The 23,838-nt window shown below is 70.1% G+C and carries 21 protein-coding genes and 3 tRNA genes; 12 read left to right on the top strand and 12 right to left on the bottom strand.

Going from position 1 to position 23,838, the window contains the following annotated elements:
- Nucleotides 1-32: 32 nt before the first annotated feature.
- Together cutA and AB0D12_RS13350 are read left to right on the top strand one after the other, a co-directional pair.
- Nucleotides 33-365, top strand: a complete 333-nt coding sequence (gene cutA / locus AB0D12_RS13355; protein WP_362680709.1) for a divalent-cation tolerance protein CutA — start codon at nt 33-35, stop codon at nt 363-365.
- Nucleotides 366-448: 83 nt separating this feature from the next.
- Nucleotides 449-895, top strand: coding sequence for a gamma-glutamylcyclotransferase family protein (locus AB0D12_RS13350; protein WP_362681273.1), 447 nt, complete (start codon nt 449-451; stop codon nt 893-895).
- Nucleotides 896-918: 23 nt separating this feature from the next.
- Here AB0D12_RS13350 and AB0D12_RS13345 read toward each other — a convergent pair whose 3' ends face one another.
- The 4 genes from AB0D12_RS13345 to AB0D12_RS13330 form a co-directional block, all read right to left on the bottom strand.
- Nucleotides 919-3,072 carry a molybdopterin oxidoreductase family protein gene (locus tag AB0D12_RS13345; protein WP_362681270.1) on the bottom strand — a complete coding sequence of 718 codons (2,154 nt, stop codon included), beginning with the start codon at nt 3,070-3,072 and terminating at the stop codon, nt 919-921.
- A 118-nt stretch (nt 3,073-3,190) separates the two neighbouring features.
- Nucleotides 3,191-3,772: a TIGR03086 family metal-binding protein gene (locus AB0D12_RS13340; protein ID WP_362680706.1), complete on the bottom strand. Its 582-nt coding sequence runs from the start codon at nt 3,770-3,772 to the stop codon at nt 3,191-3,193.
- Between the two features lie 72 nt (nt 3,773-3,844).
- Entirely contained in the window at nt 3,845-4,459 is a 615-nt protein-coding gene (locus tag AB0D12_RS13335; RefSeq protein ID WP_362681268.1) for an ElyC/SanA/YdcF family protein, read from the bottom strand.
- 161 nt (nt 4,460-4,620) lie between these two features.
- A complete protein-coding gene (locus AB0D12_RS13330; protein WP_362680703.1) occupies nt 4,621-5,544 on the bottom strand; it encodes a hypothetical protein in 924 nt (307 codons plus the stop codon).
- A 424-nt stretch (nt 5,545-5,968) separates the two neighbouring features.
- On the opposite strand from AB0D12_RS13330, the gene AB0D12_RS13325 reads away from it, so the two are divergent.
- From AB0D12_RS13325 to AB0D12_RS13305, 5 genes are all read left to right on the top strand, one after another.
- Nucleotides 5,969-6,910, top strand: a complete 942-nt coding sequence (locus tag AB0D12_RS13325) for a sirohydrochlorin chelatase (RefSeq protein ID WP_362680700.1) — start codon at nt 5,969-5,971, stop codon at nt 6,908-6,910.
- A 48-nt stretch (nt 6,911-6,958) separates the two neighbouring features.
- Nucleotides 6,959-8,296, top strand: coding sequence for a deoxyguanosinetriphosphate triphosphohydrolase (locus AB0D12_RS13320; protein WP_362680697.1), 1,338 nt, complete (start codon nt 6,959-6,961; stop codon nt 8,294-8,296).
- Nucleotides 8,297-8,436: 140 nt separating this feature from the next.
- Nucleotides 8,437-9,699, top strand: a complete 1,263-nt coding sequence (locus tag AB0D12_RS13315) for an FAD-dependent oxidoreductase (protein WP_362680694.1) — start codon at nt 8,437-8,439, stop codon at nt 9,697-9,699.
- 34 nt (nt 9,700-9,733) lie between these two features.
- A complete protein-coding gene (dnaG, locus tag AB0D12_RS13310) occupies nt 9,734-11,638 on the top strand; it encodes a DNA primase (protein ID WP_362680692.1) in 1,905 nt (634 codons plus the stop codon).
- Between the two features lie 116 nt (nt 11,639-11,754).
- On the top strand, nt 11,755-13,002 hold the full coding sequence (locus AB0D12_RS13305) for a sigma-70 family RNA polymerase sigma factor (protein ID WP_362680689.1): 1,248 nt from the start codon (nt 11,755-11,757) through the stop codon (nt 13,000-13,002).
- A 160-nt stretch (nt 13,003-13,162) separates the two neighbouring features.
- Here the strand turns inward: AB0D12_RS13305 and AB0D12_RS13300 are convergent, their stop codons facing one another.
- From AB0D12_RS13300 to AB0D12_RS13285, 4 genes are all read right to left on the bottom strand, one after another.
- Entirely contained in the window at nt 13,163-15,085 is a 1,923-nt protein-coding gene (locus AB0D12_RS13300) for an ABC transporter ATP-binding protein (RefSeq protein ID WP_362680686.1), read from the bottom strand.
- Nucleotides 15,082-16,815 (bottom strand): ABC transporter ATP-binding protein, encoded by a 1,734-nt coding sequence (locus AB0D12_RS13295; RefSeq protein WP_362680683.1) that lies wholly within the window; start codon nt 16,813-16,815, stop codon nt 15,082-15,084. Before AB0D12_RS13295 ends, AB0D12_RS13300 begins: the two co-directional genes overlap by 4 nt.
- 91 nt (nt 16,816-16,906) lie before the next feature.
- Nucleotides 16,907-18,352 (bottom strand): FGGY family carbohydrate kinase, encoded by a 1,446-nt coding sequence (locus AB0D12_RS13290; RefSeq protein ID WP_362680680.1) that lies wholly within the window; start codon nt 18,350-18,352, stop codon nt 16,907-16,909.
- Nucleotides 18,353-18,388: 36 nt separating this feature from the next.
- Nucleotides 18,389-18,688, bottom strand: coding sequence for a YtxH domain-containing protein (locus AB0D12_RS13285; RefSeq protein WP_362680678.1), 300 nt, complete (start codon nt 18,686-18,688; stop codon nt 18,389-18,391).
- Nucleotides 18,689-18,860: 172 nt separating this feature from the next.
- Between AB0D12_RS13285 and AB0D12_RS13280 the strand changes: the two genes are divergently transcribed.
- The 5 genes from AB0D12_RS13280 to AB0D12_RS13260 all read left to right on the top strand — a co-directional run bounded on the left by AB0D12_RS13280 (nt 18,861) and on the right by AB0D12_RS13260 (nt 20,254).
- Nucleotides 18,861-18,933 (top strand) — tRNA-Asn (locus tag AB0D12_RS13280).
- Between the two features lie 5 nt (nt 18,934-18,938).
- A tRNA-Asn gene (locus tag AB0D12_RS13275) sits at nt 18,939-19,011 on the top strand.
- A 191-nt stretch (nt 19,012-19,202) separates the two neighbouring features.
- Nucleotides 19,203-19,276 (top strand) — tRNA-Ile (locus AB0D12_RS13270).
- A 340-nt stretch (nt 19,277-19,616) separates the two neighbouring features.
- Complete coding sequence (locus AB0D12_RS13265) at nt 19,617-19,850, top strand: type II toxin-antitoxin system VapB family antitoxin (protein WP_362680676.1); 234 nt, start codon at nt 19,617-19,619, stop codon at nt 19,848-19,850.
- Nucleotides 19,847-20,254, top strand: a complete 408-nt coding sequence (locus tag AB0D12_RS13260; protein ID WP_362680675.1) for a PIN domain nuclease — start codon at nt 19,847-19,849, stop codon at nt 20,252-20,254. Before AB0D12_RS13265 ends, AB0D12_RS13260 begins: the two co-directional genes overlap by 4 nt.
- A gap of 341 nt (nt 20,255-20,595) precedes the next feature.
- On the opposite strand, the gene AB0D12_RS13255 is transcribed toward AB0D12_RS13260, so the two are convergent.
- From AB0D12_RS13255 to AB0D12_RS13240, 4 genes are all read right to left on the bottom strand, one after another.
- Nucleotides 20,596-21,471, bottom strand: coding sequence for a F510_1955 family glycosylhydrolase (locus tag AB0D12_RS13255; RefSeq protein ID WP_362680673.1), 876 nt, complete (start codon nt 21,469-21,471; stop codon nt 20,596-20,598).
- An 88-nt stretch (nt 21,472-21,559) separates the two neighbouring features.
- Nucleotides 21,560-22,213, bottom strand: a complete 654-nt coding sequence (locus AB0D12_RS13250; protein WP_362680671.1) for a DUF305 domain-containing protein — start codon at nt 22,211-22,213, stop codon at nt 21,560-21,562.
- An 89-nt stretch (nt 22,214-22,302) separates the two neighbouring features.
- On the bottom strand, nt 22,303-22,749 hold the full coding sequence (locus AB0D12_RS13245) for a hypothetical protein (RefSeq protein WP_362680669.1): 447 nt from the start codon (nt 22,747-22,749) through the stop codon (nt 22,303-22,305).
- A 101-nt stretch (nt 22,750-22,850) separates the two neighbouring features.
- On the bottom strand, nt 22,851-23,582 hold the full coding sequence (locus AB0D12_RS13240; protein ID WP_362680667.1) for a hypothetical protein: 732 nt from the start codon (nt 23,580-23,582) through the stop codon (nt 22,851-22,853).
- Nucleotides 23,583-23,838: the final 256 nt, after the last annotated feature.

Here is a 23,838-nt window from a genome sequence, read left to right as displayed (position 1 = left end):
CCGCCGCCCCTACGACCCGAAGGAACGTGTCAATGGCCCAGGCACTGACCGCACTCACCGTGCTGACCACGACCGACAGTGCGGAGAAGGCGGAGGCGCTCGCGCGGGGTGCGGTGGAGTCGCGGCTGGCTGCCTGCGCGCAGATCTCCGCACCCGTCACCTCCGTCTACCACTGGAAGAACGCGATCGAGACGGCGGAGGAGTGGCAGGTCCTGTTCAAGACGACCGAGGCCTGCTACGCCGCGCTGGAGGCGCATCTGACGGCCGCGCACGACTACGAAACTCCGGAGATCATCGCGACGCCGGTGGTGCGCGGCGGTGCGGGGTATCTGGCATGGATGGACGCGGAGACCGTAGCGCCGTGACCGAGCCCGAGCCCGAGCCCGAGCCCGAGCCCGAGCCCGAGGCCGAGCCCGAGGCCGAGCCCGAGCCCGAGCCCGAGCCCGAGATCGAGTCCGGTTCCGGGCCTGGGGCCGAGCTCCCGTTCTTCGTCTACGGCACGCTGCGCCCCGGCGAGTGCAACCACGATCTCTTCCTGCACGGCCGCACGGCGGCGGAGGAGCCGGCGCTGCTGACTGACGCGGTGCTCTACGAGGGCCCGGGCTATCCGTACGCCCTGCTCGCCGCCGGTGGGGGCACGGTCGCGGGCGAGGTGGTGACGGCGGCGCCGGGGGAGCACGGGGAGCTCCTCGTCGTACTCGACCGCCTGGAGGAGTACGTCGCGCCGGGACACCCGCGCAATCTGTACGAGCGGGTGTCCCGCGACGTCGTCCGGCCGGACGGCACTGCGGTCCGGGCCTGGGTGTACCTTGCGGCGCCGGGCCTGGCCCGGGAGCTCCGCGCGAAGGGCACCCGCATCCGCGGCGGCGACTGGTGCGGCCGAAGCAGCAGCTGACCCGCGCCCACTGCTGCTGTCGCCTACCCCTGCTGTTCCTCCTGCTCTGCGCGTTCCACCCGTACCGCGCACACCTTGAACTCCGGCATGCGCGAGGTCGGGTCGAGCGCCGGATTCGTCACCGAGTTGACCCGGCCCTCGCCCGGCCAGTGGAACGGCATGAAGACGGTGTCCGGCCGGATCCCGGTCGTGATCCGAGCGGGCCCGACGGCCCGCCCGCGCCGCGAGACGACGGCGAGCGGAGCCCCCTCGACGGCGCCCACGCGCTCGGCGAGCTGCGGATGCAGCTCGACAAAGGCCCCGGGCGCGGCGGCATTGAGCTCATCGACCCGCCGGGTCTGCGCCCCGGACTGGTACTGGGCGACGACCCGCCCGGTCGTCAGCAGCACGGGATACTCGGCATCCGCTTCCTCCGCGGCTGCCCGATGCCCGACGGCGATGAACCGGGCACGCCCGTCCGGAGTGGCGAACCGCTCGAGGAAGAGCCGTGGCGTACCGGGATGGACGGGTCGGGATCCGGGCGCGTGCTCGGCAGCGACGGGTTCATGGGCGCCTCCGGCCGCAGCCGGCTCCTCCGGGCACGGCCAGAACACCCCGTCCTCCTCCGCGATCCTTTTGTAGGTGATGCCCGAGTAGTCCGCGGGGCCGCCCGCCGATGCCCGGCGAAGTTCCTCGAAGACCTCCTCCGGGTCCGACGGGAAGCCCTTCTCGTGGCCCAGCAGGCCCGCCAGGCTGCCCAGGACTTCCAGGTCGCTCCGTACTCCCGGCGGCGCCGACACCGCCTTCCGGCGCAGCAGGACCCGGCCCTCCAGGTTCGTCGTCGTGCCCGTCTCCTCCGCCCACTGGGTGACCGGCAGCACCACATCCGCCAGCGCCGCCGTCTCCGACAGCACCACGTCCGCGACCGCGAGGAAGTCCAGCGAGCGCAGCCGCTCCTCCACATGCCCGGCGCGCGGCGCGGACACCACCGGGTTCGAGCCCATCAGCAACAGCGACTTCACGTCCCCGCCCAGCGCGTCCAGCAGTTCGTACGCGCTGCGCCCGGGACCCGGCAGCGTCTCCGGCTCCACACCCCACACCCCGGCGACATGCGCCCGCGCCGCCGGGTCGTCCAGTTTGCGGTAGCCCGGCAACTGGTCCGCCTTCTGGCCGTGTTCGCGGCCGCCCTGGCCGTTGCCCTGACCGGTCAGACAGCCGTAGCCGGACAGCGGCCGCCCCGCCCGGCCCGTCGCCAGACAGAGGTTGATCCAGGCGCTCACCGTGTCCGTGCCTTTGGAGTGCTGCTCGGGCCCGCGCGCCGTGAGCACCATCGCGGACTCCGCGTCGCAGAACATCCGTACCGTCGCGCGCAGTTCGGGCACGCCGACACCCGTGATGCGCTCGACGAGCTCGGGCCAGTGCGCCATCGCGGCCGCCCTGGCCTCCCCCCAGCCGCTCGTACGGTCCCTGACGAACTCCTCGTCCGTTCGTCCCTCCGCCACCACCACATGCAGCAGCCCGAGCGCGAGCGCCAGATCCGTTCCGGGCCGCGGCGCCAGATGCAGATCGGCCTGCTCCGCGGTCCGCGTGCGGCGCGGATCGATGACGATGAGCTTGCCGCCGTTCGCCCGGAGCTCAGTCAGATAGCGCAGCGCGGGCGGCATCGTCTCGGCGAGATTCGAGCCGACGAGGATCACGCATCCGCTGCGCGGAATGTCCTCCAGCGGGAACGGAAGCCCGCGGTCGAGACCGAACGCCCGCTGGTGCGCGGCCGCCGCCGACGACATGCAGAAGCGGCCGTTGTAGTCGATCTGCGAGGTGCCGAGCACGACCCGGGCGAACTTCCCGAGCGTGTACGCCTTCTCGTTGGTGAGGCCGCCGCCACCGAAGACGCCGACCGCGTCGGGGCCGTATACCGCCCGCGTACGCCGCAGTCCCGCAGCGACCGTGCCCAGGGCCTCCTCCCAGGTGGCCGGCTCGAGCCTGCCTGTGGCGGGGCGTCGGACCAGGGGCTCGGTCAGGCGCACCCGGGAGGAGAGCAGCGCGGGCGCGGTGCGGCCCTTGCCGCACAGCGCGCCACGGTTGACGGGGAAGTCCGGCCGCTCCACCACCTCGACCGCCTCGGCTCTGCCGCGCAGGCTCATGCCGCACTGCAGGGCGCAGTAGGGACAGTGGGTCGGGGTGGTGTCGTCGAGCATGTCGGGCATAGCGCCAGCGTGCGACGCCGGTGTTACGCGGGTGGGCGCGCCGGATTACGGTCCGGGTACGACCGGCTCCGACCGCGCCCCGCCGTCCCGTGAGGCGCCTCGGCCTCTTTCAGTCGCGCCGGCCCAGCAGGGCCAGCAGCCTGGTCTGGTGGCCGTCGCCCGGCGGCGGCTCGATGGGCGGGGCGAACAGGCCGGACTTCGACAGGCCCGACGCGTACGGCGTGACTTCGTCGAGCGCGAAGCCCACCAGCGCGGCCGGCAGCTGCTCCTGCGCCCCGATCCCACGGGACAGGTCCCAGCTGTGCACCACGGCGTCCGTGATCATCTGTGCGCAGTACGCGACGGCCGGTGTCTCCCCGTACGACAGCTGTACGGTCTGCTCCAGCGCCCCCGGGGCCGCGAAGGCCTTGCGTGCGGCGCGTGCGGCGGCGTCCCAGGAGGCCTTCGGTTTCTTGCCGAGCACATCCCCCTCGTACGTGTCGCCGACCTCCTCGACGCTCGATCCGTCGGTCACCAGGGCGGGCACCCAGAGCTGTTCCACAGTGAGGTGGTTGACGAGATCGCGTACGGACCAGTCGGCACAGGGCGTCGGAGCGTCCCACTGGTCGGCCCCTACGGCATGCACGCGCTCGGTGAAGAGCGCGAGCGCTTCGGTGTGCCGGGTGAGGAGGGTTGCCACATGGTTTTCCATACGGCTCACTGTCGCGCGCCGCGGATGCCGACGCGAGTCGGTCGGCCGCCGTGAGGCTCGTGTCGCAGCGTGTCACCCTGCCGCTGCGGCCAGTGCTTCCTTCACACCGCGCTCCTTGGCGCCGAGGAATTGCGGATCGGGCGTGAGCGTGGCGTCCAGCGCCGCCTTGCCGGCGGCGAACATCTCCCGCGTCCCGCCGTAGTACCAGGTCGCGTCATGGGGCTCGGCGACCCCAACACCGTACGACTCGACCCCGGCCGCCTGGCAGAGCGCGACGGCCCGCCGGATGTGGAAGCCCTGCGTCACCAGGACCGCCCGCTCCACGCCGAAGATCTTCTTGGCGCGGACGCACGAGTCCCAGGTGTCGAAGCCGGCGTAGTCGCTGACGATCCGCCCACCCGGTACTCCGCGGGCGGTGAGATATGTCCGCATGGCATCCGGCTCGTCGTACTCGACCCTGCTGTTGTCGCCGGTGACCAGCACGACCTTGACCTTGCCCGCCCGGTACAACTCGGCGGCGGCGTCGAGCCGGTGCGCGAGGTAGGGCGTGGGCCGGCCCTTCCACAGCCCGGCTCCGAAGACGACGGCGACATCCTGCGCGGGCACCTCGGCGACGGTGCGGACCCGGCTGTCGGCGACGGCATGCATCCAGGTCGCGGGCGCGAGCGCGAACACGCACGCGAGCATGACCGTCTGCACGATCCGTCGCTGGGTGCGCCGGGCGCGCGGCAGCTTCGGGAGTCGCAGCAGCTTCAGTCCTGATGCCTTGGACGGCTTCGGCGCCTTGGCTGCTTTCGGTGCTTTCGACGTCTTGGGCGCCTGCGATGCCTTCGATGTGCGGGATGCCTTCACGCCTGGTCAGACGCGGATCGGGGCCGAACGGTTCGGTCCACGGTGCCGGAGATCGCCCTCGTGTCGTGGTCCGGGCCCGTCGCCGACCATGCGGCCGACAGCAGCGACCTGGCCGCCGCCGAGGTGTAGACCGAGGCCGCGAGCCAGGCTGCCGCGAAGGCGTCCGGGTCGGCGGGCAGCAGTCGGCCCAGCGCGTCGTGGCGGCGGTCCGCTGCCGTTTCGGCCAGGGACAGGGCGCAGTCCGCGCCCGTGGCGAGGCCCACCGCGCGCAGGCGGCGCGGGAGTTCGCCGTCGGCCGATGCGGCGGTGACGGCGCGGCCGCCCGCGACCGTACGGTCCACCGCGCGGCGCAGCAGATCCAACTCCACCGGCAGCGCGGGCGGCGCGGCAGCAACGAGGTGCAGTGGATCGGTCTGTGTCGGTATGGGCGCCGGTGTATGTGCCGGTATGTGGGAACGGTTCAGCCGCCGCAGGCCCAGGTCCGCGCGGACGCTCTCGCCGTCGTGGCTCGTCCAGGCAGCGGCGAGGGCATGGACGCCGCCCGGCCGGTCGGGAACGGCTCGGGCGATCAGCCGCAGCGCGAGTCCGGGGCGCGAGGCGAGCAGACGCAGATTCTCTGCGTACGGCAGTTCCGGGCGCTCGTCCGGGGCGAGCAGCTGCAGCGCCGGGCCGCCGACGACGCGGAACCCGCCGCGGGAGACCGTCCCGGTGAGGAAGAGCAGATCGCCGCCCGCCGTGCGGTCGTCGGCCGGTTCCGCCAGCCAGTCGAGTGCGGCGGCGAGTTGAGCCGCGGGCGGCCGCTGCCACAGCGCGTCGAGCGGCGACTCGTGCCATTGCGCCCCCGCCGCTCGTACGGAACGGAGCCGGGCGCCGCCGCCGATCCGGCCGTCCGGTGAGACGGTCGGGCCGGTCAGGATCACCCCGCCGCCGTCCCCCCACGCCCGCAACGGCAGCGCACAGCCGCCCGGCACCGGAGAGCCCGACCGCCTGGACCGCTCGCTCCGGGCCGCCGGGCGCCACGTCCGAGACCGTGCGGAGGGTGCCGTCCGGTGCGACGGCGTACGTGGTCGCGCCCGCATAGCCGGACGCGGTGACGACCGGTTCGGTGAACAGGCCGTACAGGCGCAGGGGTTTGGCCGGCCGGTAGGCGCGGCGCGCGGCGTATCCGCCGCTCTCCGTCTCGATCCAGCCCATGGCAAGACCGCCTCCCCGACGTTCCGGTTCCGATGTCGATCACAGTAGGTGACGGGTCTGACAACGCCGCCGGGCAGCCCGTGAGCCCGTGGAAAACACCTGTCACCCTCACGCAACGACCCGGCAACCTGCGCCCGTCAGGATCGGTTCATGACGGAGTCGGCACACGTTCGTGAGTCTCTGCCCCTCGACACCACCGCGCAGCTTCTTACGCGCATCACGGCCCAGCTCGGCACCCAGCTCAGCCACGTCACACTGAACGGAACCCGCAGGCCCATGCCTCCGACCGACCGGCCGCCCACCCTCGTCGCAGTCGCCCACGGCAGCCGCGACCCGCGCGCTCTGCGCGCCGTGACCACGCTCCTCGACCGGGTCCGCGAACTGCGTCCCGGGCTCGACGTCCGCCTCGGCCACATCGAGCTGAACGAGCCGCTGCTCTCCGCCACGCTCGCCACGCTCGGCGGCGAAACCCGCGAGGTGCGCGACGTGCGCGAGGTGCGCGAGGTGCGCAACGGGCTGAGCGGAGCCAAAGCCGTCCTCGTACCGCTGATGCTGAGCCGCGGCTACCACGTCAAGCACGATCTGCCGCAGGCCGCCGCGGCCGTCCCCGGCGCGGACATCCGCATAGCCGCCCCGCTCGGGCCGCACCCTCTCCTCGTCGAGGCGCTCTGCTCCCGTCTCGCCGACGCGGGCTGGCGCCCCGAGGACGGCACCAGCCGCAGCGCCGGAGTCGTCCTGGCCGCCGCCGGATCCCGTGACCCGGACTCGGTCGCCGACGCCCGCCGCACCGCCGACCAGCTCAGCGAGCGCCTCGGCGGCGTGCCCGTCGTCCCCGCGTACGCCTCCGCCGTCTCGCCCACCGTCCCGGCGGCCGTGCGCGCGCTCACCGCCCGCGGCCGCCACCGGATCGCCGTCGCCTCCTACTTCGCGTCCCCCGGCCTCTTCGCCACCCGCAGCGCCGCCGTCGCGCCCTGGATCGCCGCCGCCCCGCTCGGTGCGCACCCGGCCCTGGCCCGGCTGCTGCTGCAGCGTTACGACGATGCCGTGACCACTGCGTACGCCCCTCAGCGGCGCGAACTCACTCCGGCGTAGCCCGCCCGCAGCCACCCGGCTGTCACCCGCTCCGGTTACCTTCGGTGCATGGAAGGCACCACCAGCACCACCTCATACGACCCCGCCGGCCACGACGTGTACGACGAGGCTGCCACCGCGCGCTGGGCCACCGAGCCGGACAAGCGTCCGGGCCGCACGGCCTTCCAGCGGGACCGCGCGCGCGTGCTGCACTCCTCCGCGCTGCGCCGCCTCGCCGGCAAGACCCAGGTGGTGACCCCCGGCACGCGCAACCAGGCATGGGACGCCAGCCCGCGCACCCGGCTCACCCACTCCCTGGAATGCGCCCAGGTCGGACGGGAACTGGGCGCGGCGCTCGGCTGCGACCCCGATCTGGTGGAGGCCGCCTGCCTGGCTCACGACATGGGCCATCCGCCCTTCGGGCACAACGGCGAGCAGGCGCTCAACGACTTCGCCAAGGACTGCGGCGGCTTCGAGGGCAACGCCCAGTCGCTGCGGCTGCTGACCCGTATCGAGCCCAAGCGGTTCGTCCACAGCGAGGCCGTGACATCCGCCGCCGCGGCGGGCGGCGAACTTGTCAGCGTCGGCCTCAACCTCACCCGGGCAGCCCTGGACGCCGCCACCAAATACCCCTGGCCGCGCGGCGGCCACCCCACCGATCCCGGCTCGGGCAAATTCGGCGTGTACGAGGACGATCTGCCGGTCTTCGACTGGGCCCGCCAGGGCGCGCCGGCGTACCGCAAATGTTTCGAGGCCCAGGTCATGGACTGGTCCGACGACGTGGCGTACTCCGTGCACGATTTCGAGGACGGTCTGCACGCCGGCCATCTCGACCCCAATCTCCTCCTCGCCGAGCCGGAGCGGAGCGACATCTGGGCGGTGGCGATCGGACGGTACGTACCTCAGGACACCGATCCGCAGGAACTGGCCGAGGCCCTCGACCGGCTCGTCGGCCAGGAGTGGTGGCCGCACCAGTACGACGGCTCGGCCGTCGCGCAGGCCCGGCTGAAGGACGCGACGAGCCAGCTCATCGGCCGTTTCTGTCTTGCCGCCGAGGCCGCGACACGTCAGGCGTACGGATCGGGGCGGCTCACGCGGTACGCCGCCGAGCTGGTCGTCCCGCGCGCCACCCGCAACGAATGCGCGGTACTCAAGGCCGTCGCCGACCGCTATGTCATGCAGCGCGCCGAACAGGAGGCCATCCGCGCCGACCAGCGCATCGTGCTGGCCGAGCTGGCCGAGGCGCTCACGGCCCGTGCTCCCGAGAGCCTCGACCCGCAGTTCCGTGCCCTGTTCGACGCCGCGCCGGACGACCGGGCGCGCAAGCGGGTGATCGTCGACCAGCTCGCGTCCCTCACGGACGCATCCGCGCGTACGCTCCACACCCAGCTCACGGCCCGCCGCTGAGCAGCCCGGAGCGCCTTGGCGGAGCCTGGGCGGCCCGTCCGAGATGGCACGCCCGGGGACCACTCCCTCTTTCGCCATCACGCTCCGTGCGGGACGCTCGCTGAAGGCTGAACGGCGTAGAAGCAAAGAGGAGGCATCAAGTGGTCGACGCACATCGGACATTCGTCATCGTCGGCGGTGGACTGGCCGGGGCCAAGGCCGCCGAGACCCTCCGCGCCGAAGGGTTCACCGGACGAGTGATCCTCATCGGTGACGAGCGCGACCACCCTTATGAACGCCCGCCCCTGTCCAAGGGCTATCTGTCGGGCAAGGAGGAGCGCGACAGCGTCTTCGTCCATGAACCCGCCTGGTACGCGCAGGCCGACGTCGAACTGCACCTCGGCCAGACCGTCGTCGCCATCGACCGCGAGGCCAAGTCCGTACGGATGGGCGAGGGCACCGTCCTCCACTACGACAAACTCCTGCTCGCCACCGGCGCCGAGCCGCGCCGCCTCGACATTCCCGGCACCGACCTGGCCGGCGTCCACCATCTGCGCCGCCTCGCCCACGCCGACCGGCTGCGCCAGGTGCTCACGGCCCTGGGCCGCGACAACGGCAAGCTGGTCATCGCGGGTGCGGGCTGGATCGGTCTGGAGGTCGCGGCGGCCGCCCGCGGCTACGGCGCCGAGGTCACCGTGGTCGAACCGGAGGCCACCCCGCTGCACCAGGTCATCGGCCCCGAGCTGGGCCAGGTCTTCACCGAGCTGCACCGCGAGCACGGTGTCCGCTTCCACTTCGGCGCCCGCCTGACCGAGATCACCGGTCAGGACGGCATGGTGCTCGCTGTCCGTACCGACGACGGCGAGGAACACCCGGCCCACGACGTCCTCGCCGCGATCGGCGCCGCCCCCCGCGCCGCACTCGCCGAGAGCGCCGGCCTCGCGCTCGCCGACCGCGGCCACGGCGGCGGTATCGCCGTCGACGCCGGCCTGCGCACCTCCGACCCCGACATCTATGCCGCGGGCGACGTCGCGGCCGCCCACCATCCGCTCCTCGACTCCCGGCTGCGCGTGGAGCACTGGGCGAACGCCCTCAACGGCGGCCCCGCCGCCGCCCGCGCGATGCTCGGCCAGGACGTCTCGTACGACCGCATCCCGTACTTCTTCTCCGACCAGTACGACCTGGGCCTGGAGTACTCCGGCTGGGCACCGCCCGGCTCCTACAACCAGGTCGTTCTCCGCGGCGACGTCGGAAAGCGGGAGTTCATTGCCTTCTGGCTGAAGGGCCGCAGGGTGCTTGCCGGGATGAACGTCAATGTGTGGGACGTCACCGACCCCATCCAGCAGCTGATCCGCAGCGGAGCAGCCGTGGACCCCGAGGCCCTCGGCGACCCGTCCGTACCGCTCACTTCCCTCAACAGCTGACGGGAGTGTCACAGCGCCACCGTAGACTTCACGCGTGGCAGGCAGGATCAACGATGACGACGTGAAGGCGGTACGGGACGCGGTCCCGATCGACGCCGTCGTTTCCGAGTACCTCCAGCTGCGCAATGCCGGCGGCGGAAACCTCAAGGGCCTCTGCCCCTTCCACGACGAGAAGTCCCCCTCCTTCCAGGTCAGCCCGAGCAAGGGTCTCTTCCACTGCTTCGGCTGCCAGGAGGGCGGCGACACGATCGCCTTCGTGATGAAGATCGACCATCTCTCCTTCTCGGAGACGGTCGAGCGCCTCGCCGCGACGGCGGGCATCACCCTGCGCTACGAGGAGGGCGGGTACAACCCCACTCATCAGCGCGGCGAGCGCATCCGCCTGGTGGAGGCGCACAAGATCGCGGCGCAGTTCTACATCGAGCAGCTGGAGACCGGCTCCGAGGCCGAGACCGGCCGCAAGTTCCTCGCCGAGCGCGGCTTCGACCAGGCCGCGGCCCAGCACTTCAGCGTCGGCTACAGCCCGCAGGGCTGGGACCACCTCACCCGCTTCCTGCGCGGCAAGGGCTTCAGCGACAAGGAGCTGATCCTCTCCGGCCTCTCCCAGGACGGCCGCCGCGGCCCCATCGACCGCTTCCGCGGCCGGCTGATGTGGCCGATCCGAGACATCTCCGGCGATGTCGTCGGCTTCGGCGCGCGCAAGCTGTACGAGAGCGACAACGGCCCGAAGTACCTCAACACGCCTGAGACGGGCATCTACAAGAAGTCCCAGATGCTGTACGGCATCGATCTCGCCAAGAAGGAGATCGCCAAGACCAGCAGGGCCGTGGTCGTCGAGGGCTACACCGACGTCATGGCCTGCCATCTCGCCGGCGTCACCACCGCCATCGCGACCTGTGGCACCGCCTTCGGCGGCGACCACATCAAGATCCTTCGCCGGCTGCTGATGGACAACGCCACCGCCGAGGTCATCTTCACCTTCGACGGCGACGCGGCAGGCCAGAAGGCCGCGCTGCGAGCCTTCGAGGACGACCAGAAGTTCGCCGCGGAGACCTCCATCGCGATCACGCCGGGCGGTATGGACCCCTGCGAGCTGCGCCTCGCGGAGGGCGACGACGCGGTGCAGAAGCTGGTCGAAACCCGCACGCCACTCTTCGAGTTCGCGATCCGCCACAGCGTGATGCGCCACAACCTCGAGACGCCCGCGGGCCGGGCCGCCGCGCTGGACGAGTCCGCGCCGATCGTCGCCGGCATCAAGAACATCGCCATCCAGCACGAGTCGGCGGTGCAGCTCGCCGGCATCCTCGGCATCCTCGACACCCAGTTCGTCGTCAAGCGCGTCGCCCAGCTCGCGCGCTGGGCCCGCGACCGCGGCGGCCGCGGCCCGGCGACGCCGTCCCGCGCCCCGCAGTCGTACGAGCAGCAGGGCGCCCCGCAGACCCCGGCGGGCCCCGCCCTCAATCTGCGCAGCCCCGCCCACCGCACCGAACGCGAGCTGCTCAAGCTCGCGCTCCAGCACCCGGGCCTGGTCTCCCCGGCCTTCGACGCGTACGGCGTCGACGAGTTCACCGCCCCGCCGTACGCGGCGGTCCGCCAGACCATCGCGGAGGCGGGCGGCGCCGAACAGGGCACCCAGGACAGCCCCGACTACCTCGCCCGGGTCCGCGACGCCGCACCGAACGACACGGTGCGCGCCATGGTCACCGAGCTCGCCGTGGAAGCCATCCACGCCAGGACGGTCGACGAGACCTACGCCGGCACCCAGTTGGTCCAGGTGCGCCTGCGCGCGGTCGACCGCCGCATCGGCGACGTCCAGGGCACCCTCGCCCGCCTCGGCCCGAATGCCGACCCGGAGCACCACACGGCCGTGGCGAACGAACTCTGGGTGCTCCAGCAGTACGTCCAGTCCCTCCGCAACCAGGGCGCGGACGTTCTCTAGGCCATCTCCAGCCCCCGCAGATCCCCCTTCGGTAACCACCCGGTCACGCACGGGACTCAAAAAGTCACCGCACGCCCCTCGTGGCAGCGATGTGTCGTACCCCACACTGGGGTGCGGTGCCTGAGTCCTCGGAGCGCGGCCGGTCCACCCACAGTGGGCCCCTGACCCCCGCGGATTCGCTCATCGTGTACGGGACGGAAAGCGGCCCGGCCGCCTCCGTCCCGCTGCCGCACGCCCCCGAACCGGCAGCGATCACCCTGGAGGTCGCCCCCGTGCAGACCCTGACCGAGACCGACTCTGTCGCGGCCGTCTCCGCGCAGGTCCCCGCGCAGAGCCGGGCCGTACATCACCCCGAGGCGGTACCAGAAGCGGTCCCGGAGACCGTTGTCGAGGATCCGGTGGAAGTGCCCGAACCTCCTGAGTCGCGGGCCGGCAGCCGGGCGGACAGCAGTGGGCCGTCGTCCGATCTCTTCCGGCAGTATCTGCGGGAGATCGGCAGGATTCCCCTGCTCACGGCCGTCGAGGAGGTCGATCTCGCGCGTCGCGTCGAGGCAGGCCTGTTCGCCGAGGAGAAGCTCGTCAGCACTCCCGACCTGGACTCCCAACTCGCCATCGATCTGGACAAGTTGGTCGTCATGGGCCGGATGGCCAAGCGCCGGCTGATCGAGGCCAACCTCCGGCTCGTCGTCTCCGTCGCCAAGCGCTATATCGGCCGCGGACTGACCATGCTCGACCTCGTACAAGAGGGAAACCTGGGCCTGATCAGGGCAGTCGAGAAGTTCGACTACGCCCGCGGCTACAAGTTCTCGACCTACGCGACCTGGTGGATCCGCCAGGCCATGTCCCGGGCCCTCGCGGACCAGGCACGCACCATCCGGGTGCCGGTCCATGTCGTCGAGCTGATCAACCGGGTCGTACGGGTCCAGCGCCGGATGCTCCAGGAGCGCGGCTACGAACCCACCCCCGAAGAGGTCGCCATCCAGCTCGACCTGCCCTCCGAGCGGGTCAGCGAGGTGCTGCGACTCGCCCAGGAGCCGGTCTCCCTGCACGCCCCGGTGGGGGAGGAGGACGACGTCGCACTCGGTGATCTCATCGAGGACGGCGACGCCGCGTCCCCCGTGGAGTCCGCCGCCTTCCTGCTGCTGCGCGAGCACCTCGAGGCGGTCCTCTCCACCCTCGGCGAGCGCGAGCGGAAAGTCGTCCAGCTGCGGTACGGACTGGCCGACGGCCGGCCGCGCACGCTCGAAGAGATCGGCCGGATCTTCGGCGTGACACGCGAACGTATCCGTCAGATCGAATCCAAGACCCTCAACAAGCTGCGCGACCATGCCTTCGCCGACCAACTGCGCGGCTACCTGGACTGATGCGCCTCAATCGCCGGCGAGGCTCCTGTTGAGGCTCCGCCCCAAGCCCCGCTCCTCAAACGCCGGAGGGGCTGAGTTCCGCTGCCGAAGCTGGAAATCCAAGCCCGTCCGGCGTTTGCGGACACGGCCGAAGGCCGTACGGGGTCCGGGGCGGAGCCGCTCACTCCACCTCCACGACCGCCTGCGCGAACTGGGCCGCGTACAGCCGCGCATACGCACCGTCCGCCGCCAACAACTCGTCGTGCGTGCCCTGTTCGACGATCGCGCCGTTCTCCATCACCAGGATCACATCCGCGTCCCGGATGGTGGAGAGCCGGTGCGCGATGACAAAGCTCGTACGGCCGTGGGCCAGGCGCGCCATCGCCTTCTGGATGAGCACCTCGGTACGGGTGTCGACCGAGCTGGTCGCCTCGTCGAGCACCAGGATCACGGGGTCGGAGAGGAACGCCCGCGCGATGGTGATCAGCTGCTTCTCGCCCGCGCTCACGCCCGAGCCCTCGTCGTCGATCACCGTGTCGTAGCCGTCGGGCAGGGTCCGTACGAACCGGTCCGCGTGGGCGGCCCGCGCCGCCTCCTCGATCTCCTCCCGGGTCACCTCGCGGGAGGCTCCGTAGGCGATGTTCTCCGCGATAGTGCCGCCGAACAGCCAGGTGTCCTGGAGCACCATGCCTATCCCGGACCGCAGTTCCTCGCGTGACATCTTCGCCACGTCCACGCCGTCCAGGCTGATCCGGCCGCCCGTCACTTCGTAGAACCGCATCAGCAGATTCACCAGCGTGGTCTTGCCCGCGCCGGTCGGTCCGACGATCGCGACCGTGTGACCGGGCTCGACGCTCAGCGACAGATCCTCGATGAGCGGCTTCTCCGGCTCGTACCGGAAGGCCACCTTCTCCAGCGACACCTGACCGCGCAGCTGCTCCGGCCGCTCGACCGAGGGGGAGTCCGGCTCCTGCTCCTCCGCGTCCAGCAGCTCGAAGATCCGCTCGGCCGAGGCGACGCCCGACTGCACCATGTTCGCCATCGACGCGACCTGCGTCAGCGGCATCGAGAACTGGCGCGAGTACTGGATGAACGCCTGCACATCGCCGATCGACAGCGACCCGGACGCGACCCGCAGCCCGCCGACGACCGCCACCAGCACATAGTTGAGGTTGGAGACGAAGAACATCAGCGGCTGCATGATGCCGCTGTTGAACTGGGCCTTGAAACCGGCCTCGTACAGCGCGTCGTTCTGCTCGGCGAAGGCCTGCGCCGACTCGTCCTGCCGTCCGAAGATCTTCACCAGCGCATGGCCGGTGTACATCTCCTCGATATGGGCGTTGAGCTTGCCCGTGGACTTCCACTGCTGCACGAACTGCGGCTGCGAACGCTTGCCGACCTTCGTCGCCGCAAAGACCGACACCGGCACCGTCACCAGCGCGACCAGCGCCAGCAGCGGCGAGATCCAGAACATCATCGCCAGCACACCCAGGATGGTCAGCAGCGAGTTGATCAGCTGTCCCATGGTCTGCTGCATGGTCTGCGAGATGTTGTCCATGTCGTTCGTCGCCCGGCTGAGCACCTCGCCGCGCTTGGCCCGGTCGAAGTACGACAGCGGCAGCCGCGACAGCTTCGCCTGTACGTCCGCGCGCATCCGGTACATCGTCCGGTTGATCACTCGGATCGACATCCGCGTCGACACCAGCATCAGCAGCCCGGCGGCCACGTACACCGCCAGCGCGATCAGCAGCACCCTGCCCACGGCGTCGAAGTCGATGCCGTTGCCGGGCGTGAAGTCCACCCCGGAGAGCATGTCGGCCAGTCCGCCGCTGCCCTTGTCCCGCAGGCTCTCGATCGCCTGGTCCTTGCTGGTCCCGGCCGGTATCCCACGGCCGACGACCCCTGCGAAGACCAGGTCCGTCGCCTGCCCCAATATCTTCGGGCCCACTACCGAGAACGCGACGCTCAGCACACCCGCGCCGAGCATCGTCCACAGCGTGGCCCGCTCCGGCGCGAGCTGCCGCAGCAGCCGCTTGCCCGAGCCCTTGAAGTCCATGGACCGCTCGGTGGGGCCCATCATCATGCGTCCGCCCGGCCCGCTCATGCGGCCTCAGCCTCCGTCAGCTGCGAGAGCACGATCTCGCGGTAGGTCTCGTTGCTCTCCATCAGCTCGTGATGGCTTCCCGTCCCCACGACCTGCCCCTCGTCCAGAACCACGATCCGGTCGGCGTCACGGATGGTGGACACCCGCTGGGCGACGATCACCACGGTCGACTCCGCGGTCTCGAGCGCCAGCGCCCGGCGCAGCGCCGCGTCCGTGGCGTAGTCCAGTGCCGAGAAGGAGTCGTCGAAGAGGTAGATCTCGGGCCGCTGCACCAGCGTCCTGGCGATCGCAAGCCGCTGCCGCTGGCCGCCGGAGACATTGGTCCCGCCCTGCGCGATCGGCGCGTTCAGCCCGGCTTCCAGCTCCCGTACGAAGTCGGCGGCCTGCGCCACCTCGAGGGCCTGCCACAGCTCTTCGTCGCTCGCGCCGGGCTTGCCGTACCGCAGATTGGTGGCCACGGTCCCGGAGAAGAGATACGGCTTCTGGGGCACGAGCCCCACCGTCTTCGCCATCAGCGCCGGATCGAGTTCGCGCACATCCACGCCGTCGACGAGCACCTCGCCGCCCGTCACATCGAACAGCCGCGGTACGAGCCCGAGCAGCGTCGACTTACCGCTGCCCGTCGACCCGATGATCGCGGTCGTCTCGCCGGGCCGCGCCACCAGTTCGACGCTTCGCAGCACCGACTCCTCGGCCCCCGGGTAGCGGAACTCGACGTTCCGTACCTCCAGATGGCCGTGCCTGCGCAGCTGCCGTACCGGCTCGGTCGGCGGCACCACGCTCGAATCCGTGCCCAGGACCGCCTCGATCCGCTCGGCACAGACCTCGGCGCGCGGCACCATCATGAACATGAAGGTGGCCATCATCACGGCCATCACGATCTGCATCAGATACGCGAGGAACGCGGTCAGCGCGCCGATCTGTATGGCGCCGCTGTCGACCCGGTGCGCACCGAACCAGACGACGGCGATGGACGACACATTCACCACCGTCATGACGGTCGGGAACATCAGCGCCATCAGCCGGCCGGTGGACAGCGACACATCCGTGAGCTCGTTGTTGGCCTCGCGGAAGCGCTCCTTCTCGTACTCGTCCCGTACGAAGGCGCGAATGACGCGGTTGCCGGTGATCTGCTCCCGCAGCACCCGGTTCACGGTGTCCAGGCGCTCCTGCATGGTGCGGAACAGTGGCCGCATCTTCTTGACGATCAGCGACACCGCGATGCCCAGCACCGGCACCACGGCCAGCAGCACCGCCGACAGCGGCACGTCCTGGCCGAGCGCCATGATGATGCCGCCGACGCACATGATCGGCGCCGACACCATCAGCGTGAACGCCATCAGGACCAGCATCTGCACCTGCTGGACGTCATTGGTCGTACGCGTGATCAGCGACGGCGCACCGAACTGCCCGACCTCCCGCGCGGAGAAGCTCTGCACCCGGTCGAAGACGGCCGCGCGGACGTCCCGCCCGAGCGCCGCCGCGGTCCGTGCGCCGTAGAAGACGGCTCCCATATTGCAGAACACCTGGACGACGCTGACGGCGATCATGAGCGCGCCGAGCTCCAGGATGTAACCCGTGTCCCCCTTCACGACACCGTTGTCAATGATGTCCGCGTTCAGGGTGGGCAGATAGAGAGTGGCGCTGGTCTGCAGCAGCTGGAGAGCTACGAGCAGGGCGATGGGTTTCTTGTACGGACGCAGGTGCGTCCGCAGTAGTCGTATCAGCACACGCAGTCTCTCGAGGTCGGCAAGATCGGGGGGTCACCCCATCTTCCGACACTCCACCCCTGGAATCTCAAGCCATTAACCCAAGGCGGGGTCAAGAAGTCGGGTTGAACGCCCCCGGATGAATGTGATCCCGCGTCGCACCGTACTGCTGGCGGACCGCCTGACCCACCGCCAGATTCTCACCGGGCTCGAAGACCTGAGCGGCCGCGCCCTGCCAGGCCGGCGGAGCGGCCGGCGACAGCGTCCCCTGCGATACGCCGAGCGACCAGGCGGCCTGCCGGGCTGCGCCCACCGCCGCATAGTCGGCGGGCTGCGGTACGACGACCTGCGCCCCGAAGATCGCGGGCGCCGCGGCCTGTACGACGGGCAGCCCGGCGGCCGCACCCAGCAGAAAGACCCTGCGTACGTCGACCCCGCGCCCGCGCAGTACGTCCATCGCGTCCGCGAGCGAGCAGAGCATGCCCTCGAACGCGGCCCGCGCCAGATGCTCGGGCTTCATCGACTCGCGCCGCAGCCCGCTCAGCGTTCCCGCGGTGTGCGGCAGTTGCGGAGTCCGCTCGCCCTCCAGATACGGCAGCAGCACAAGCCCGGACGATCCCGGCGTCGACTTCAACGCCTGCGCGGAGAGCTCGTCGAGGCCCTCCAGACCGAGCAGCTCGGCCGTTCCGCGCAGCGCCCGTACGGCATTGAGCGTGTGCACTACCGGCAGATGCATCCCGGTCGCATCGGCGAACGACGTAATCATCCCGCTCGGATCGGCCAGCGCCTCATGGTGCACGGCCATCACGGAACCCGAAGCCCCCAGCGACACCACCGCGTCGCCGGCCCCGACGCCGAGCCCGAACGCCGCCGCCATCGTCTCGCCGGTCCCGGCGGAGATCAGCAGCCCCTCGGGCGTCGTCCCCGCCGCCTCGGCCGGGCCGAGCACCTCGGGCAGCGCGCACTGGTGCCCGAGCGCGAGCTCCACCAGATCGGGCCGGTAGGACCCGCTGCCCGCGGACCAGTACCCGGTGCCGGAGGCGCCGCCGCGGTCCGTGGTCCTGCGGGCCGGCCGGCCGAGCAGCTGCCACACCAGCCAGTCGTGCGGCTGCATCACCAGCGCGACCCGCTGTGCGAGCTCCGGCTCGGAGCGCGCCATCCAGCGCAGCTTCGCCACCGGCTGAGCGGCCTGCGGCACCGAGCCGACAGCCTCGGCCCAGGCCTGCCGCCCGCCCAGCGCATCGATCAGATCCGCCGCCGCGACCTGCGCCCGCTTGTCGTTGCCGAGCAGCGCGGGCCGTACGAGATTGCCCTGGCGGTCCAGCGCCACCAGTCCGTGCTGCTGCGCGGACACCCCGATGGCCTGTACGCCTTCCAGCAGCCCGCCGGTCGCGGCCTCACCGAGCGACAGCAGCCAGGCCTGCGGATCTATCTCGGTGGCCTTCGCCTCGACGGGGTGCGGTGCGTACCCCTGGCGCAGCACGGCGCCCGTGTCCGCGTCACAGACGACGATGCGCGTGAATGCAGACGAACTGTCCAGCCCGGCGACTATCCCCATGTCAGAAGATTCTGCCGCACCCGCGGGCGTATCTCGTCACGTGTTGCTCGTTCCCCAGTCGTCCTCACCGGCCGCGGTCCGCTCCCGCAGGGACCGCACCCGCTCCGCAACCGAGTCGGGTACCCGTTCCCCGACCTTTTCGCTCACCGTGTGGAAGGCCTTGCCCGCCACCTCGCGGCTGTTGTGCGCAGCGGACTCGGCGGCATTGCGCACGGCGGGGTTCTGGGCGAACTGGCGCGCGGACTTCTTGAGCTGCTCATAGCGCTCGTGGCCGGCCCGAGTGCCGAGCACGTAGCCGATTGCCAGTCCGATGACGAACGTCAGCTTGTACCGCATGGCTGCCACCCTTCCTTGCGTCGGTGCTGCCCGCCTACCCGGCGCGGCCCGAGATCACCCCGGGCATACCGATTGGCGGAGCACCCCCCTGCTTGCGCTAATGTATGTGTCGCAGCGAGCACACGCCCCCCGGGACGCCCTGAGGTGGGTACGTTCGGTGCACATGCAGCAATCCCCTGTAGCTCAATTGGCAGAGCAGCCGGCTGTTAACCGGCAGGTTACTGGTTCGAGTCCAGTCGGGGGAGCGCGATCCCCTGTAGCTCAATTGGCAGAGCATTCGGCTGTTAACCGGAGGGTTGCTGGTTCGAGTCCAGCCGGGGGAGCAGATACCGGAAGAGGACCCCTTAGGGGTCCTTTTTCGTGTGTCCTGCACGACTCTTCGATCTCTTCTGGAACCGGGCAGCGGGCAGCACAGTCCTCATGATTGTGCGTTGCCGACCATCCGAGGCAGGAGATCGTATGAGCGGCTATGCTGCGGCAGACGGCGCGCACATATGTGCGCGACGCGCCGTTAGGGGCGGTAGCTCAGCCGGTTAGAGCAGCGGACTCATAATCCGTCGGCCGTGGGTTCGAGTCCCACCCGCCCCACCGCGCGCTACGCGTGGAGAAACGATCTGACCTGCACAAACGCAGTAGTAAGGCCCTTCGCGAATCTCGTGAGGGGCCATTGCTTTCCACCGGACCAAGATCCAGTGGACACGCAGTGGACGCGGCGTGTCCGAAATGGGCCTGATGTCAGATGGGCCTCATCTGCCCTAAAAAGTGATCAGGCTAGATGCCGTCGCGTGCGGTGGGAATCAGGGCTTGGGGTCTTGGGTGGGCCCGCCGATCCGGCTTCGTGCCGCCGCTCCTCTCGGTAGCCCCCTAGTGAATGTTGGTGATGTAGCTTAGGTATGTACATCGTGGACTCTCGGGTGGGGTGGTGAGCATGTCGGTTACCCAGATCGACCTTGATGACGAGGCGCTGGCCGAGGCGATGCGCCTGATGGGCGTGACGACGAAGAAGGAGACCGTCAACGCGGCTCTGCGGGATTATGTGGCCCGCATCAGGAGGCTTGAGGCTGCGGAGAAGTTGTCTGAGCGGGGCGCGCGCGGCGAGTTCGAGAAAGCCGCAGCTGCGTACGACGCTGCTAAGCGTGCGCGTCGGGCGGCGTTTGAGTGATCACCTATCTCGTTGACACCTCTGCGCTGTGGCACCTGTTCCGTACCCCTGGGGCGCTGCGTTCCTGGGAGGGGCACATCGCCGCTGGAGTGTTGGGTATCTGCGAGCCCACACGCACCGAGTTCCTGTACTCGGCCACCAGCCCGGCTCATCGCGACGAGTTGGCCGGGGAGCTGGATGCTCTTTGCCAGCTCACGCCGGTCCCGAAGAACGCGTGGCGCTGGGTCGACACTGCCCAGTACAAGCTCACGCAGCGGGGCCAGCACCGGGCCGCGGGAGCCATCGACCTCCTCGTGTGTGCGACAGCGGTGCACCATGGGCACACCGTGCTGCACGTCGACAACGACTTCGCCACAGTGGCCACGGTCCTCAAGGAAGTGCAGCAGAGGGACGTTCGCGCCTGACCTCGACGCGTTTCAGCCGTCGCCGACAGATCTGCTCACGAAAGGCGCGGCGGGGGCACGCTCATGAGTCCCACAGACCAGGCGCCGCACCCACAGGCCGACGACCACGCTCCTCCTCCGGCCGGCAAATCGGCCAGACGCCGCAGGTGCCCCGATCCCCTGGCCCAGCGACAGCGCGCCGACTGTGCGCAGCTCCCGGCCAGACCGCCGCGCCGCGACGGCTCTGCAGGCAGCTTGATCGCCAGTGTGCATACAGTGTTTTGGGTCTCGGCTGACCTGCAGTTGGCCGGGACGGATCTCCGCCGGGTCAGTGTCCCGGCGGAGATCCGCGTGCACGCTGGTCAGTGATCGCCGTTCGATCCGGCGAGTCGCTTCGTGAAGGTCTTGCCTCCGTCCCGGGACTCGTAGACGCCGTCCTGGGTGGCGGCGAGGACGTGTTGAGCGTCGACGGCGGTGAGCGCCTGTGGTTGTCCGCCGGGCACGGTTGCTGTCTTCTGCCATGTCATCCCGGCGTCGGTGCTGCGGTTCAGTCCGCCCGAGGTGTCGATTCCGTAGAGCGCATCGGGCTTTGCCCACGACACCAAGGCCATGACCGGCTGCTTGCCCGCGGCGAATGTCTTGCCTCCGTCGATGCTCTTCGCAACGCCCTCCGCCGTCGTGGCCAGCACAGTGTCCGGGTCGTTGGGGCTGACGGCGATGTCCAGTGCCCGGAGGCGTGCACGGTCCTGCCAGGTGGTCCCGTCCTTGCTGACGCGCAGCAAGCCGTTGGCGCTGTCGTAGCCGTAGATGGTGCCGTCCGCGTAGTCGAGGGAATGGGAGTCGACCTCGCCAGCGAGGGAGCGCGTCTTCCACGTCTTGCCGGAGTCGTTGCTCTCGATCAGGCCGCGGTTGCCGGGTCCGTCGGCGCCAGGGGCGGGGTGGCCGCTGGCGAGGAACCTCTTCGCCTTTGCCACGGTGAGGCCCATGAAGTCATCCCTGCTGTCGCCGACCCGCTGCGCTGCACCGCCCTCGCCCGGGGTGAAGATCCCTTCATGGGTGGCGACGTAGAGCCGGTTGTCGGCGGGGTCGATGCCGAGCCCGTGAATGTGGCTGATCGTCGGCCGGGACGCATCCGAGGTGCCTGCCCCACGATGGGTATCGGTGTTGCTGGAGCATGCGGCCAACGCGAGGGCGAGGACCGCCGTGGCGGCGATGGGCCACTTCCGTATCCTTTTCATCTTCCTTTGTCCTGCCGAGAGTAGAGGCGTACGCCGCCGCTCCGGGCCTTCCGTGGAAGGCCCGGAACGACTCTGGGCGGTGCGTGGATCAGAGCCGGTCGAGGACGCCCTGCATCTGCGTGACCTCGCTGGACTGGTTCTTCACGACGTCGTCGGCGAGCTTCTTGGCGGCGGCGGCGCCGCCGTTCTTCTGCTCGTCCTTCGCCATGTCGATCGCCCCGTTGTGGTGGGCGATCATCAGCTCGGCGAACTTGCGGTCGAAGTCCGTGCCCTTGGCCGCCGTCAGGTCCGACATGTCCTTTTCGGACATCATCCCGGGCATCGAGCCGCCGCCGTGGTTCATGCCGCCGTGCTCCATGCCGGACGACTCCGGCTTGCCCCACGACGTGAGCCAGGTCTGCATGGTCTTGATCTCGGGATCCTGAGCCTTCTCGATCTGCCCCGCCAGGGTCTTGATCTCCTGGTCGGACGCCCGGCCGTCGGCCAACTTGGACATCTCCAGGGCCTGCTGGTGGTGGACGATCATCGATTGGGCGAACGTCACGTCCGCGTCGTTGAACGCGCCCGCGGCAGGCGACTTCGTCGACTCCTGCGTGGCGGCGGAGTTGTGGCCCTCGTGCCCGGCGCCGGAGGTGTCGCTGCCGCCGCAGGCGGCGAGCAGCAGGGACCCGGCAGCGACGGCTCCCACCACCGCGACACCGCGGTGCAGGGGCATGCGGAAAGAACGTTTGAAGGCGGTCATGTTGTGTACCTCATGGTCGATTCTGCGAGTGGGCAGGCAGGCGTCTTCGCGGGCACCCCTGTTGGGCCCGCCCGCGCGGGAGACCGGGCCTATATCCGCAGGATCGACAGTTGCGCGAGGTCAGGTGGTCTGGGCGGAGGATCGGGCCGTACGAGCGTGAAGACCCGGGCGCCGAGATCGGCCAGCCCATCGCGCCGTGCGGCGAACGCCGCGTACAGCAGAGAGGCCAGCGCCCAGCCGCCGAGCACCGCCAAGCACAGGGATGCCATGTCCATCCCCAGACCGGGGTTGTACGGCGCCGACACAGCGTCGGCCGGCTCGGAGCCGTGGACAGGGCGGTCGGCGATGCTAGGCGTTGCCACGTGGGTACCGCCGCCTCGCTCACTGTGCATGGAGACCGTGCCGACCCCGTGAGCGCCCACCGCGTGAGGCGCGGCGGCCGTGTGCGAGCTGGAGCCGCCGCTGGGGTGACCGACGGTGTGCATGATGAACACGCCCAGTGCCAGCACGACGACAAGCAGCAGGCGTGCTGCCACGCCCACTGCTCGTGCGTACCGGTGCACCATGACGTTTACCTCCGCTGCCGAACGATAACCGAGGCGATGTGTAGTACGCCCGGCGAGCTGATCCCGTTCAGTCAGTGGGCGTGGCCGTCGTCGTGACCCGGCTCTTCTGCTGCGCCGCCATCCGGCGGGGAGACGCTGGGGGGCGGCGCACTGGGCGGGGACGACGCCCGGTGGCTCGGACCGGGCTCGTCCTGCTTCTTCTCCTCCTCTGTTCCGTGGCTGTGCCCGCCGCCCTGCGAGGACTCACCCATGGAGGCCGCCACCTGGCGCAGGCCGACGAAGCTGACGCTTGCGATGAGGAGCACGCCCAGCCCCACCAGGCTGAAGATGCGGTGCCACGGCGTGTCTGCGTCCTTGATGACATACGCGACGAAGGACACGGTCATGCCCGCGGGTACGAGTACGGCTCCGCGCGCCGGGAAGTCGTCGAAGTGCTGCAGGCCCCCGCTGAGCATGCCGATGCCGAACGACAGCAGGAGCGAGGCGCCGATCACCACCAGCATCCGCGGCGAGCCAGGCCGCTCGCGGGCGAGGATGAATTCGTTGATGACGGTGGCGGCCAGGAAGACCAAGACACCGTAGACGGCGATCCTCGTGTAGCGGGTTGGGTCGAGCGGATGGTGGACCACGGCGCCGCTGATAAGACCGGCGCCGACGAAGTAGCCGACGTATCCGAGATAGCGCGCAGCCAGGGACCTCTTCCGGGCCCGGTGCGCCTGCGCCTTGCGCCGTGCGGCTCGTCCGCCACCGGCGGTCGCGGGCTGCTCTTCGAGCGCGGGCATGTCGATGAGTTGGGTCGACAAGAGTTCTGTTCCTTACGAGTGCGGGTGCAGCAGACGGCGCGAGAAGACGACTCTCGAACCAGGGCGAATCGGGGAAAACGCCCGCTTCTAGACCTGCTGAACCACGGAACTCGTTGAACTACTCAACGGGGGAAGGGCCGACTGGGCCACCGGCCGTCCGGACTTGGCCGCCGGAACTCCGTCGCAGGGCAACTGCCCGACGAGCGGGGCGAGGGGAGGGGCCGACAGCCCTGGTCCCTGCTCAGGCTGCCCGGAC

The sequence above is a fragment of the Streptomyces sp. NPDC048479 genome, assembly GCF_040651435.1.
Classification (GTDB): Bacteria; Actinomycetota; Actinomycetes; order Streptomycetales; family Streptomycetaceae; genus Streptomyces.
Note: the sequence above shows the minus strand (reverse complement) of the source record. Positions and strands in the feature narration are given on the sequence as shown.